Genomic DNA, 12,429 nt, shown 5'->3' with positions numbered 1-12,429 from the left:
GGGCACGCGACGTCACGCGCGGTCCCCCACGCCCGCGTGTCGGTCAGCAGCACCAACTGCCGTGCGAGCCGCTCGGGCTGGAACAGAAGCCGTAGAGGGAGTCGCTCGGGTCGGTGAGCGCGGCCTCGGCGGCGGTGCCGCCGACGTACAGCGGCCCGGCGGGGTTCGCCTGGCCGTACGCGCTCTCGGCACCCGACAGCCAGGCGGTGAGGACGGCGGTGGTCGGAACACTGGTCTGGTGCATCAGCGGCCTCCGGACATGGGGAATGCGGGACGGATCGCCCAGCCCTGAGTATCAGCCGGAATTGAACCCTCGTCAGACGACAATTCCGGCCACAGTGCGACGGCGTTCCCGCGACGGATCGCGGTCCGTGAGGCGCCCCTGCCGGACACTCCCGGCCGGGTGGCGGGGAGGGTCTAGGAACAGGTGGGGCACAGCCCGCGGTAGGTGACCTCGACCTGCGACACCGTGAAGCCGAAGCGCTGGTCCTGCGGCAGGTCGGCGAGGGGGTCGCCGCTCGGGTGGACGTCGCGGATGGCGCCGCAGTTGGAGCACACCAGGTGCTGGTGTGGGTGGTGGGCGTTGGGGTCGTACCGCTTGGCGCGGCCGTCGGTGGAGACCTCCATGACCTCGCCGAGGGAGACCATCTCGCCCAGGGTGTTGTAGACCGTCGCCCGGGAGATCTCCGGCAGCAGGTGCGCCGCGCGGGCGTGCACCTCGTCGGCCGTCAGGTGCACGTGGTCACCGTCGAGGACCTCCGCGACGACACGCCGCTGGGAGGTCACCCGCCAGCCACGCCCTCGCAGTCGCTCCAGCAGGTCGCTCATATCGGTTCACCCATTCAGGCTCGGTGGCGTACTCCAAGTTTACCGGGAGCCGTACGGATTCTGAATCAATATGAATCAGTTGAGCTTCTTGACCTGGACAGCGTCCATCGTAGGATCGGTTTCCTACGATGACCAAGGGAGCGGGGCGGTCCGTTTCGATCGACCTCGTCCCCCTGCCTGACCTTGTTCCGGCGGTCACCGTTCCTCGCGCGCAGCCCTCCAGCACCACGATTCACTCAGTTCGAAAGGCTTCCCATGGCTGAGAACCCGGACGCAATCGTCACAGACGCGAAGGTCGAGGAGGGCGGAGGCTGCCCGGTCGCCCACCGTGCGCCGCACCCCACGCAGGGCGGCGGCAACCGCCAGTGGTGGTCGGACCGGCTGAACCTGAAGATCCTCGCCAAGAACCCCGCCGTGGCCAACCCGCTCGGCGAGGAGTTCGACTACGCCGAGGCGTTCAACTCCCTCGACCTGCCCGCCGTCAAGCGGGACATCGCCGAGGTGCTCACCACCTCGCAGGACTGGTGGCCCGCCGACTTCGGCAACTACGGCCCGCTCATGATCCGGATGGCCTGGCACAGCGCGGGCACGTACCGCATCAGCGACGGCCGCGGCGGCGCCGGCGCCGGCCAGCAGCGGTTCGCGCCGCTCAACAGCTGGCCGGACAACGCCAGCCTCGACAAGGCCCGCCGACTGCTGTGGCCGGTCAAGAAGAAATACGGCAAGAACATCTCCTGGGCCGACCTGATGGTCCTCACCGGCAACGTCGCCCTGGAGACGATGGGCTTCAAGACCTTCGGCTTCGCCGGCGGCCGCGAGGACGTGTGGGAGCCGGAGGAGGACGTCTACTGGGGCCCCGAGACCGAGTGGCTGGGTGACGCCCGCTACACCGGTGACCGTGAGCTGGAGAACCCGCTCGGCGCGGTCCAGATGGGCCTCATCTACGTCAACCCCGAGGGCCCCAACGGCAACCCGGACCCGATCGCCGCGGCCCGCGACATCCGCGAGACGTTCCGCCGCATGGCGATGAACGACGAGGAGACCGTCGCCCTCATCGCCGGCGGCCACACCTTCGGCAAGACCCACGGCGCCGGTCCCGCGGACAACGTGGGCGACGACCCCGAGGCCGCCCCGATGGAGCAGCAGGGCCTCGGCTGGAAGAGCACGTACAACACGGGTGTCGGCAAGGACGCCATCACCAGTGGTCTCGAGGTCACCTGGACCACCACGCCGACCCAGTGGGGCAACGGGTTCTTCAAGAACCTCTTCGAGTACGAGTACGAGCTCACCCAGAGCCCGGCCGGTGCGAACCAGTGGGTGGCGAAGAACGCCGAGGCGATCATCCCGGACGCCTTCGACGCGTCGAAGAAGCACCTCCCGACGATGCTCACCACGGACCTCTCGCTGCGCTTCGACCCGATCTACGAGCCGATCTCGCGCCGCTTCTACGAGAACCCGGAGGAGTTCGCGGACGCCTTCGCCCGCGCCTGGTACAAGCTGACGCACCGTGACATGGGCCCGGTCGTCCGCTACCTCGGCCCGGAGGTCCCCGCCGAGGAACTGCTCTGGCAGGACCCGCTGCCCGCGCGCACCGGTGAGGTCATCGACGCCGCGGACATCGCGAACCTCAAGGAGCGGGTGCTCGGCTCCGGCCTCACCGTCTCCCAGCTCGTCTCCACCGCCTGGGCCGCGGCCTCGTCCTTCCGGGGCAGCGACAAGCGCGGCGGTGCCAACGGCGCCCGCATCCGCCTGGAGCCGCAGCGCAACTGGGAGGTCAACAACCCGGACGAGCTCGCCCAGGTGCTGCGCACCCTCGAAGGCGTGAAGGAGGCCTTCGACTCCGCGGGCGGCAAGCAGGTCTCGCTGGCCGACCTGATCGTCCTCGCGGGCACCGCGGCCGTCGAGAAGGCGGCCAAGGACGGCGGCGTCGAGGTCCAGGTGCCGTTCTCGCCGGGCCGTGTCGACGCCACCCAGGAGCAGACGGACGTCGAGTCGTTCGACGCCCTGGAGCCCGCCGCCGACGGCTTCCGCAACTACACCGGCAAGGGCAACCGCCTCCAGGCCGAGTACCTGCTGCTCGACAAGGCGAACCTGCTGACGCTGAGCGCCCCCGAGATGACCGTCCTCGTCGGCGGCCTGCGCGTCCTCGGGGCCAACCACGGGCAGTCCAAGCACGGCGTCCTCACCGACAAGCCGGGCACACTGACCAACGACTTCTTCGTCAACCTGCTGGACCTGGGGACGACATGGAAGTCGACGTCCTCGGCGCAGGACGAGTTCGAGGCCCGCGACGCGAGCGGCGCGGTCAAGTGGACCGGCACCCGTGCCGACCTGGTCTTCGGCTCGAACTCCGAGCTGCGCGCGCTGGCGGAGGTCTACGCGAGCGACGACGCGAAGGAGAAGTTCGTGCGCGACTTCGCCGCCGCGTGGGGCAAGGTCATGGACCTCGACCGGTTCGACCTCGCCTGAGAATTCCCTGACGTCAATTGATCGTTGACGTCGCCCGGAAACACGAACGTCCAGGTCGGCCGCACTCGGTCGACCTGGACGTTCTTGGTGTCGGGTGTGGCTCAGCAGGTCGCGTCGACCTAGCTCAGCCTGTTGTCGTGGTCGGGGTGGAGATCGCCCTTGAACCAGCCCGGGAGCGGGCCCAGGCGTCCGGTGCAGGTGCCGTCGTAGAGGATGACGGTGGTGGGCGTCCTGTTCCAGGCCGAGACGGGAACAGCGGCACGCCCCGCCACGCGGGCACCTCGTGCCCGTCGACGGTGACCGTGACCGGCACGAGGCCGGGCTTGTTGCACTGGCGGAAGAACGCCGCGATCGCCTTCGGGTGGGCCAGGAACAGCTTGGTCTTGCGGCGTATGGAGAGGAGTTCGTCGAGGTCGTCGGGTGTGGGCGGGCCGGTGTAGGTGCTGATGCGCCGGCCGTAGTCGACGCTGTGCAGCAACCCGAACTCACGCGTCCAGGTGCGCCGCGAGGGAGGGGGCGCCCTCCACGATCGGCTGCAGGGAGTCCCAGGGCAGCACGAGGACGACACCGGGCGTCTCGGCCCGCACCGAGCTGAGCCACAGCGGGTCGGCCCTGCCGACGGCCCGTCCCCCATCTGATCGCCGCCGGTGAAGACGCCGATGACTCCCTCCTCGCCGAACTCGCCCGTGGCGTAGCGGGTGATGCGGCCGTGCACGACGAGGTAGGCCTCGGCGACGGGCTGTCCGGCGTCGAAGAGCACCTCCCCGACGCGCACCTGTCGTACCCGCAGCCGGGAGACGATCTTCTTGAGGACGCCGGTGTCGGAGTAGCCGCGCGGTTGCGGTCAGGGGCGGGTTCCAGGGTGGTCGGCGCCGTGGCGACAGCGTTGTGACGGAGCGTGCGGCCGAGAGGTGCGGGCTGCACGAGGCTGCATGGGCCATGCAAACAGTCCCGGAAGGCAGCGGGGAACCCCGCACGGGCGGCGGTCGGACGCAGACGGTGGTACGGACCATTCGCAAGGGCGTGCCCAGGAATGGCGCACGCCGCCGCGCCGGTACCCCGACGTCGCGCGCCGGGCGTGGCGGGCGCACGGGAGCCTCGGACGGCAGGGAGGACAAGGGAGGGCGTGCACCTCCTGTGCTCCGGTGGACGTGGGGGTCAGCGTTCCAGCGTCGGCAGGTACCGCGGCGCCCGCCAGGCGTTCAGGCGGCGCTCCACCGCCGCCCCGAGCGAGAGGAGTTCGGCGTCCTGGCGGTCGCCCGCCATCAGGAGCAGGCCGACCGGCAGTTCGCCGACCTGTCCCGCGGGCACCGAGAGGGACGGGTATCCGGCGACGGCCGCGGGCGTGGAGGACGGGATGACGTCGTTGTCGCCCCGGGCGCAGTCGGTCGTCCAGGCGGGCGGGTTCGTGGGCGCGGCGATGGCGTCCAGGTCGTGGGCGGCCATGGTCTCGTCCAGCGAGCGCCCGGAGAGGTCCTTCAACTCGGCGCGCATGGCCCGGTACTTCGGGTCGGTGGTGGGCGGCGCCGCGAGGGCCTGCTCGAAGAGTTCCTGCCCGGCGAAGCAGGTCCGCTCCGCGGGGTGGGCGCGGTTGAACTCGATGAGCGCGGCGAGGTCGCGGGGGCCCTTGCGGGTGCCGAGGTAGGCGTCGATGTCCCGGTGGAACTCGCTGAGGAGCGCCGGGAACTCGAGCTCGGCGAGCCGGTCCTGGTATGGGGGTGTCACCTCGACGACCTCGGCTCCGGCGGCGCGCAGCTTCCGTGCGGTCCGGGTCATCACGGCGTCGACCTCGGGGCCGAGCGAGGGCAGCCGCCACAGCCCGATGCGCTTGCCGCGCAGGTCGCCGTGGATCGTCCCGGCGTCGCTCAGCGGGCCGCGCGTGCCGCCGGGGCGGGGCGTGCCCTCGCCGGAGAGCACCGAAAGAGTGAGCGCGGTGTCGACCACGTTGCGCGCCATGGGACCCGCGGTGTCCTGCTCCGCGGAGATCGGCACGACGCCGCTCTGGCTCACCAGGCCGAGGCTCGGCTTGTGGCCGACCACGCCGTTCATCCCGGCCGGGCACACGATGGAGCCGTCCGTCTCGGTGCCGATGGCCACCTGGGACAGCGAGGCGGCGAGCGCGGCGGCCGAGCCTGAGGACGAGCCGCAGGGATTGCGGTCGAGCACGAAGGGGTTGTGGGTCTGGCCGCCCACCGCCGACCACCCCGATGTGGGCTTGGCCGCCCGGAAGTTGGCCCATTCGGACAGGTTGGTCTTGCCCAGGACGACCGCGCCCGCGTCCCGCAGCCTGGTCACGAGGGCGGCGTCGGTGCCGGGCGGGCTCCCGGCCAGGGCGAGGGACCCGGCGGTCGTCGGCATGTCGCGGGTGTTCACGTTGTCCTTGAGGAGCACCGGGATGCCGTCGAGCGGGCCGAGGGTGCGGCCGTGCCGGTGCCTCGCGTCGCTCGCCGCCGCCTGCCGCAGCGCCTTCGGGTTGGTGCGCAGGACCGCGTGGATCTTGGGGTCGACGGTCTTGATCCGCCGCAGATAGGCACGGGTGAGTGCGGACGAGGTCAGCGAGCCGTCCGCCATGCGTGCCTGTAGTTGAGGGATCGTCACCGTGTCGAGGTAGCGGTCGGGTACGTCGGTGGCACCGGCCGCCTCCGTCCGGGACGAGCCCGTCGGTGCCGGGCCGTCGGCGTCCGGCGCGGCGGCCTCCGCCGGTGGGTTCGGCGTGCCCGTGAGCAGGGCTCCCGCGGCGATGACGGCGATCAGTGAAGCAATGCTCCTCTTCCCCATGAGGGACAGGTGACTACACGGGCCACGTCCGGCGCAAGAGTCCCGGGACCGCACCCCCGGCCACTCGGCCACCGGGCGCCTGCCCCTTCGGCCACGTCCTGCCCTTCGGGCCCACCCGCACACGCCTAGACTCGGCGGATGGCCAAGTACTTCGACGTGCACCCCGAGAACCCGCAACGGCGCACCATCACCACCGTGGCGGACAGCATCCGGTCCGGCGCGCTCATCGCGTACCCGACGGACTCCTGCTACGCGCTGGGGTGCCAGTTGGGCAACCGTGCCGGCATCAGCCGCATCCGCTCGATCCGCGACCTCGACGACCGTCATCACTTCACCCTGGTGTGCCAGACCTTCGCGCAGCTCGGCGAGTTCGTGCACATCGACAACGACGTGTTCCGCGCGATCAAGGCGGCGACGCCCGGCAGTTACACCTTCATCCTGCCCGCGACGAAGGAGGTGCCGCGCCAGCTCCTGCACCCGAAGAAGAAGACGGTCGGCGTCCGCATCCCCGACCACGTCATCACCCAGGCGCTCCTCGCCGAGCTGGGCGAGCCACTGCTCTCCAGCACCCTGCTGCTGCCCGGCGAGGACGCCCCGATGACACAGGGCTGGGAGATCAAGGAGCGCCTCGACCACGTCGTGGACGCCGTGCTCGACTCCGGGGACTGCGGCACGGAGCCGACGACGGTCATCGACTTCTCCGGCGGCGACATCGAGATCGTGCGCCGCGGCGCCGGGGACACCACCCGCTTCGAGTAGCGGGTGGCCGACGCCGGGGCCGGGCCGAGGGGAGCCGGACACCGGCCCCCGGCGCGCGAAGAGGCATGGTCGTCGAGTGCACCCGCAGGTGGCCAGTAGAATCGACGCCTGTGGCGGACACCCAGTACGAAGACCTGTTGACGTTGGTGCTCACCTCCGGGACGGCCAAGGCCGACCGGACGGGCACCGGCACCCGAAGTGTCTTCGGGCACCAATTGCGCTATGACCTCTCCCAGGGGTTTCCGCTGGTCACCACGAAGAAGGTGCACCTCAAGTCCATCGTGTACGAACTCCTGTGGTTCCTGCGCGGCGACTCGAACGTCGGCTGGCTCAAGGAGCACGGCGTCACCATCTGGGACGAGTGGGCCGACGAGAACGGCGAGCTCGGCCCGGTCTACGGCGCCCAGTGGCGTTCCTGGCCCACCCCGGACGGCCGGCACATCGACCAGATCAGCGAGGTCCTCGACACGCTGCGCCGGGACCCGGACTCCCGCCGGATGATCGTCTCCGCCTGGAACGTCGCCGAGCTGCCCGCGATGGCGCTCGCCCCGTGCCACGCCTTCTTCCAGTTCTACGTGGCCGACGGCAAGCTCTCCTGCCAGCTGTACCAGCGCAGCGCGGACCTGTTCCTCGGCGTCCCGTTCAACATCGCCAGCTACGCCCTGCTCACGCACATGGTGGCGCAGCAGGTCGGCCTCGAGCCGGGTGACTTCATCTGGACCGGCGGCGACTGCCACATCTACGACAACCACGTCGAGCAGGTGACCCAGCAGCTTTCGCGCGCCCCGTTCGCGTTCCCCCGGCTGCGGCTGCGCCAGGCCGACTCGCTCTTCGGCTACGCCTACTCCGACGTGGAAGTGGTCGACTACCAGCACCACCCGGCGATCAAGGCCCCGGTCGCGGTATGAGCGCCGGGCTGAGCGGCAGGAACGCCGGGCCGAGCGGCATGAACGTCGGGCTGATCTGGGCGCAGACCCTCGAGGGCGTGATCGGCGCGGACAACGGCATTCCATGGCGGCTGCCCGAGGACATGGCGCACTTCAAGGCCACCACCCTCGGTCATCCCGTGGTGATGGGGCGCAGGACCTGGGATTCGCTGCCTCCGCGGTTCCGTCCGCTGCCCGGCAGGCGCAACGTCGTGGTGACGCGCGATCCGCTCTGGGCGGCCGAGGGCGCGGAGCGTGCGGGGTCCATCGCACAGGCCCTGGAGCGCGCGGCCGAGCCGCCGGTGTCCGCTGCCCCCGCCACGGCGTGGGTGATCGGCGGCGGTGAGATCTACCGGGCGGCCCTGGAGCACGCCACGACTCTCTCGGTGACCGAGGTCGACGCGACCGTGGAGGGCGACACCTACGCCCCGGCCCTGGGCCCGGCGTGGAAAGTCGCCGAGGACAAAGGCTGGCAGACCTCCACAACCGGGCTGCGCTACCGCATCCGCACCTACACCCGGTAACTGTCGAATCCCCACCCGATCAATTACCGATTCATCGGCCTGATCAATTCCGCAACCGATCCCTGCACTCAAATACACTGGTCAGATTCCGGTTGCGGACAACGGTTTACCAGTATCCCCTGATCTCTTTCCGCATGGCACCTTCGCAGAGCTGAAAGCAGCAAATCAAGATTCATTGCGACGCCAGTCGTACGACCCTTGACAAACCTTTCAGCAGGAAGAAACCATGGTGAATCTTGCTGGCGCGGAGTCAGCCAGGGGAGGCCGTGAATGACCATCACGGAACAGCCGTCAACATCGCGACTTGAAGCTGATCTCTTCTTATTGCACGCGCCCAGTGTCTATGAATTCCGTGAGCGCGACGACATGCTGTTCGCGTATCTCAGCGACAGCGACAGCGTCAATGTCACCTCGGTCTACGAGATCTACCCCATCGGCTGGTTCTCGATAAAGCAGCGTCTTGCCGACTGCGGGTTCGACACGAAAATCGTCAATGTCGCCTCATTGATGCTGTTGCATCCCGAACTGGACGTCAGGAAACTGCTCGCCCGCTTCGAGGCACCGATCTTCGGGTTCGACCTGCACTGGATGGCGCACTGCCACGGCTCGGTCGAACTCGCGGCCGTGGTGAAGGAAGTGCACCCCGAGGCGCTCACCGTCTTCGGCGGCATCTCGGCGACGTACTACGCCGAGGAACTGATCCAGTATCCGAGCGTCGATGTCGTCGTTCAGGGGTACGACACCCTCGACCCGGTCACCGCGCTCGTCACCGAGGTCCGGCAGGGCGGCAGGGACTTCCGGTCCATCCCGAACCTGCTGTACAAGGTCGACGGCGAGGTCCAGGTCACCGGTTTCTCGCACACGCCGGACAGCAACTACAACAATGTGCGCAACGACTGGTCGTACTACCGCGAGGCACCCGACGGCGGGCCTTCGGCGTCCAAGCTCATCATGACGCTGCCCAACACCGGATGCGCGCACGACTGCGGCTGGTGCGGCGGATCGCGGTTCGCCTACCGCAACATCATGGGTGTCCGCAGGACCCTGGTGCAGAAGGACAACGACCTCGTCGTCGAAGAGCTGCGCACCATGCGTGAGGCCGCGCAGCGCACCTCGATCTACGCACTCCAGTGTTACTCCGAGAACCGGACGCGGATGCACCAGTATCTCGACGCCGTGAAAGAACTCGGCTACAAGAGCGTCCACTTCGAGCAGTTCAGCCTGACGCCCCTCGACATTCTCAAGAAGATGGGCGAGTCGACGGATTCCTACATCATGCTCTCCCCCGAGTCCCACGACCTGAAGATCAGCAAGGCGGCCGGTCGCGGGAACTACACCATGGCACAGATGGAGGAATGGATTCCACGCGCCCTGGACGCGGGCGTGAAAGGAATCATGATCTGGTTCTTCATCGGCATGCCCCACCAGGACCGGCAGTCGGTGATGGACACGATCGCGTACTCCGAACGAATCATCCGCAAGTTCGGAGGATGGGCCGCCCTTCCCCTCATCTGCCCGATGGTGCCGTTCCTCGACCCGGGCTCCCAGTTCTTCGAAGAACCGGAGAAGCACGGATACCGCATTCACCATCGCACCCTCGAAGAACATCGCCGGGCCATGGTCGAACCCCTGTGGTATCGGCGGCTCAACTACGAGACGCGGTGGCTGAGCAGGCGGCAGCTACAGGACGTCTCCTACGAGGCGATCACGCGCCTGGTGGAGATCAAAGGTGAGTACGGAGTGCTGCCCACCGGATTCTGCAAGGCCGTTCTCAGAACCATTGAAGAGACCCGGGAACTGCTCGGGGAAATGGAACGAGCGCTCCTGCTCGACCAGAAACTCCCACCCGACCTGCGCGACGAGATCCGTCACTACAACCGCAAGGTCCTCGCCTACACGAACGACCAGATCATGCCGGTCCCCCGGCCGCTCGGCGGCCGCTGGTTCGACGACGCCACCGTCCCACCCGAGATGATCGAGGACATCCTGACGTCGTCCGCCGCCTCGTCCCCGGTCCGCGGGGCATAGATGGACGCGCCGCCGGGGACCGAGGACGCACCAGCAGACCGCGGGAGGTCCAGGTGCGGATCGCTGTGATCGGCGGCGGACCCGGCGGGCTGTACTTCAGCGCGCTGGCCCGTCAGCTCGACCCCACGCACGAGATCACCGTCTGGGAGCGGAACGCACCCGACGAGACGTTCGGGTTCGGCGTGGTGCTCTCCGACCAGGCGCTGAGCGGGATCGAGCGCGCCGACCCGGCCGTCCTGTCCGAGCTGCGGCCGCTGCTCGCCCGGTGGGACGACATCGATGTGCACTACCGCGGCACCACGTTCACGGCGGGCGGCAACGGCTTCGCCGCGATGAGCCGCGCCGGGCTGCTCCAGACCCTGCAGCGGCGCTGCGCCCAGCTCGGCGTTCCGGTGCGCTACGGCAGCGAGATCACCGACGTCGACGCCCTCACCGCCGACCATGACGTCGTCGTGGCCGCCGACGGGGCGAACTCCCTCGTCCGGGAGCGGTACGCCGAGGCCTTCCGGCCCACGGTGCGCACCGGGACCTGCCGGTACATCTGGCTGGGCACCGACCTGGAACTCGACTCGTTCGAGTTCCACGTCATCGACACGCCGGGCGGGGCCGCGCAGGTGCACGCCTATCCCGACTCCCGTCATGCCAGCACCCTGATCCTGGAGCTCTCCGAAAGCGCCTGGCACGCGGCCGGGTTCGGCGCCGCCGCTCCCCCGCGGCTCGCGCCGGGAGAGAGCGACGAACGGTCGATCGGCATCATCGCCGAGCTGTGCAAGGACATCCTCGACGGCCAGAAGCTGTACGGAAACAACTCCCGCTGGCTCCGCTTTCCCACGGTGCGGTGCGACACCTGGCGGCACGGCAACGTCGCGCTGATCGGCGACGCCGCGCACACGGCTCACTTCTCCATCGGCTCGGGCACCAAGCTCGCGATGGAGGACGCGCTGGCCCTCGCCACGAGCCTGCGGGAGCAGCCGGGCACGCAAGCGGCGCTTGCCGCGTACGAGGCCGAGCGCCGCCCCGCGGTCGGCTCCCTCCAGCACGCGGCACAGGCCAGCCGGGAGTGGTTCGAGAACGTCGACCACTACACCCACCAGGAGCCGCAGCAGTTCGCGGTGAACCTCCTGACCCGCAGCCGCCGGGTCTCCTACACCGGCCTGCGCCGACGCGACCCCGGGTTCACCGCCCGGGCGGAGCGCTGGTTCGCCGAAGCGGCGGGCGGCGCGGCGGGCCAGCCGATGTTCCAGCCGTTCTCGCTCGGCCGCCTGGAGCTGGTCAACCGTGTCGTGGTGTCCCCCGACGCGATGGCCCCGAGCCGCGACGGTGTGCCGGGGGACCTTCAGCTGGTGCGCCTGGGCGGCGCGGCCCTCGGCGGGGCGGGCCTGGTGTTGGCCGGGCCGGTGGCCGTCTCCGCCACGGGCGCGGCCGTGCCGGGCGGCGCGGGGCTGTACAGCGGGGAGCAGATGGCCGGGTGGCGGCGGGTGGTGGACTTCGTCCACACGAACTCAACGGCGAAGATCGGCGTACGACTTGGCCACTACGGACCCGTCGGCTCGGGCGAGCCCCCGGGCGGGCTGTGCCGCGAGTTCGCCGCCGCGGCCCGGCGCGCCGCCACCGCCGGGTTCGATCTGCCGGATGCCGACGGGTTCGACCTGCTGGAACTGGACTGCGCCCACGACAGCCTGCTCTCCTCGCGCGAGCGGCTGCGCCACCAGATCGACGTGTTCGACGCGATCCGCACCGTGTGGCCCGACGAGCGGCCGCTCAGCGTGCGGATCTCACCGGCGCGGTGGTATCCGGACGGGGACGGTGCCGACGCGGTGGCCGGGATCGCGAACGAGTTCGCCGCGCACGGCGCGACGGCAGTGCACGTCTGTGCCGGGGCGCGGGCCGACCGGGACGTGTACGCGGACCGGGTCCGCAACCAGGCGGGGCGCAGAAGCGAGTTCGCCGTGATAGCAGCGGGCTCGATCGCCACGGACGACGTCAACACGATCGTCCTGGCCGGGCGTGCGGACCTGTGCGTCGTGGACCAGCCAACCCTGAACTCGCCCTCGCGCTTCCCGCGCGGGACACCGGATCGCGCTACTTCACAAGAGTCGTCCTAGCGGAGGAGGATG

Annotated in this window: 9 protein-coding genes and 1 pseudogene; 6 read left to right on the top strand and 4 right to left on the bottom strand. The window is 69.4% G+C overall.

What is annotated here, in order from left to right:
* Positions 1–43 precede the first annotated feature (43 nt).
* The gene (locus ACZ6BG_RS21695) at positions 44–244 is read right to left on the bottom strand and encodes a DUF6229 family protein (protein WP_289943152.1); all 201 of its coding nucleotides are present in this window, start codon (positions 242–244) and stop codon (positions 44–46) included.
* Positions 245–417: 173 nt separating this feature from the next.
* A complete protein-coding gene (locus ACZ6BG_RS21690; RefSeq protein ID WP_468456926.1) occupies positions 418–828 on the bottom strand; it encodes a Fur family transcriptional regulator in 411 nt (136 codons plus the stop codon).
* A 255-nt stretch (positions 829–1,083) separates the two neighbouring features.
* On the opposite strand from ACZ6BG_RS21690, the gene katG reads away from it, so the two are divergent.
* Positions 1,084–3,297, top strand: coding sequence for a catalase/peroxidase HPI (katG, locus tag ACZ6BG_RS21685; RefSeq protein ID WP_469003757.1), 2,214 nt, complete (start codon positions 1,084–1,086; stop codon positions 3,295–3,297).
* 247 nt (positions 3,298–3,544) lie between these two features.
* Here the strand turns inward: katG and ACZ6BG_RS21680 are convergent.
* Both ACZ6BG_RS21680 and ACZ6BG_RS21675 read right to left on the bottom strand, forming a co-directional pair.
* Positions 3,545–4,141, bottom strand: a pseudogene (locus ACZ6BG_RS21680) (cyclic nucleotide-binding domain-containing protein); the annotation flags it as partial.
* Positions 4,142–4,455: 314 nt separating this feature from the next.
* On the bottom strand, positions 4,456–6,075 hold the full coding sequence (locus ACZ6BG_RS21675) for an amidase (RefSeq protein WP_469003755.1): 1,620 nt from the start codon (positions 6,073–6,075) through the stop codon (positions 4,456–4,458).
* A gap of 138 nt (positions 6,076–6,213) precedes the next feature.
* Between ACZ6BG_RS21675 and ACZ6BG_RS21670 the strand changes: the two genes are divergently transcribed.
* From ACZ6BG_RS21670 to ACZ6BG_RS21650, 5 genes are all read left to right on the top strand, one after another.
* Positions 6,214–6,834 carry an L-threonylcarbamoyladenylate synthase gene (locus ACZ6BG_RS21670; protein ID WP_468456914.1) on the top strand — a complete coding sequence of 207 codons (621 nt, stop codon included), beginning with the start codon at positions 6,214–6,216 and terminating at the stop codon, positions 6,832–6,834.
* Positions 6,835–6,944: 110 nt separating this feature from the next.
* The gene (locus ACZ6BG_RS21665; protein ID WP_469003752.1) at positions 6,945–7,742 is read left to right on the top strand and encodes a thymidylate synthase; all 798 of its coding nucleotides are present in this window, start codon (positions 6,945–6,947) and stop codon (positions 7,740–7,742) included.
* Positions 7,743–7,780: 38 nt separating this feature from the next.
* Complete coding sequence (locus ACZ6BG_RS21660; protein ID WP_469004138.1) at positions 7,781–8,284, top strand: dihydrofolate reductase; 504 nt, start codon at positions 7,781–7,783, stop codon at positions 8,282–8,284.
* Between the two features lie 324 nt (positions 8,285–8,608).
* A complete protein-coding gene (locus ACZ6BG_RS21655) occupies positions 8,609–10,312 on the top strand; it encodes a B12-binding domain-containing radical SAM protein (protein ID WP_469003750.1) in 1,704 nt (567 codons plus the stop codon).
* A 53-nt stretch (positions 10,313–10,365) separates the two neighbouring features.
* Entirely contained in the window at positions 10,366–12,417 is a 2,052-nt protein-coding gene (locus ACZ6BG_RS21650) for an oxidoreductase (RefSeq protein WP_469003747.1), read from the top strand.
* The last annotated feature ends 12 nt before the right edge of the window (positions 12,418–12,429 follow it).

The organism is Streptomyces sp. NPDC041205 (assembly GCF_055591765.1).
Note: the sequence above shows the minus strand (reverse complement) of the source record. Positions and strands in the feature narration are given on the sequence as shown.

What these genes read in the sequence shown, in the direction of transcription:
- ACZ6BG_RS21695 (WP_289943152.1), bottom strand. Translation starts at nt 244, where the DNA reads ATGCACCAGACCAGTGTTCCGACCACCGCCGTCCTCACCGCCTGGCTG.
- ACZ6BG_RS21690 (WP_468456926.1), bottom strand. Translation starts at nt 828, where the DNA reads ATGAGCGACCTGCTGGAGCGACTGCGAGGGCGTGGCTGGCGGGTGACC.
- katG (WP_469003757.1), top strand. Translation starts at nt 1,084, where the DNA reads ATGGCTGAGAACCCGGACGCAATCGTCACAGACGCGAAGGTCGAGGAG.
- ACZ6BG_RS21675 (WP_469003755.1), bottom strand. Translation starts at nt 6,075, where the DNA reads ATGGGGAAGAGGAGCATTGCTTCACTGATCGCCGTCATCGCCGCGGGA.
- ACZ6BG_RS21670 (WP_468456914.1), top strand. Translation starts at nt 6,214, where the DNA reads ATGGCCAAGTACTTCGACGTGCACCCCGAGAACCCGCAACGGCGCACC.
- ACZ6BG_RS21660 (WP_469004138.1), top strand. Translation starts at nt 7,781, where the DNA reads ATGAACGTCGGGCTGATCTGGGCGCAGACCCTCGAGGGCGTGATCGGC.